Source organism: Pseudomonas sp. AC229, from assembly GCF_979254655.1.
Genome location: NZ_CEEDHK010000115.1, coordinates 1 through 231, shown reverse-complemented (window position 1 = coordinate 231; position 231 = coordinate 1). Strand labels below are relative to the sequence as shown.

Below are 231 nucleotides of genomic sequence, written 5' to 3'. Positions count from 1 at the left end.
CATCCTGTACATCTCCTGCAACCCGGAAACCCTCGCGGCGAACATCGCCCACTTGAACGACACGCACCGCAGTGAGCGCTGCGCGTTGTTTGACCAGTTCCCCTACACCCATCACAGGGAATCGGGCGTTCTGCTGACGCGCCGTTAATCGCCGCGCCTCCTCCCCAGCGTAAATACTTGTACACGGCACTTGCACTTGTACAAGTACGCCTCTAGTCTCTCGCCTAAAGC

General features: G+C 58.4%; 1 pseudogene. It reads left to right on the top strand.

The annotated features are described in order from the left end of the window. Positions 1-148 (top strand): annotated as a pseudogene (locus tag AC0IW7_RS25090) (tRNA (uridine(54)-C5)-methyltransferase TrmA); the annotation flags it as partial. Positions 149-231 lie beyond the last annotated feature (83 nt).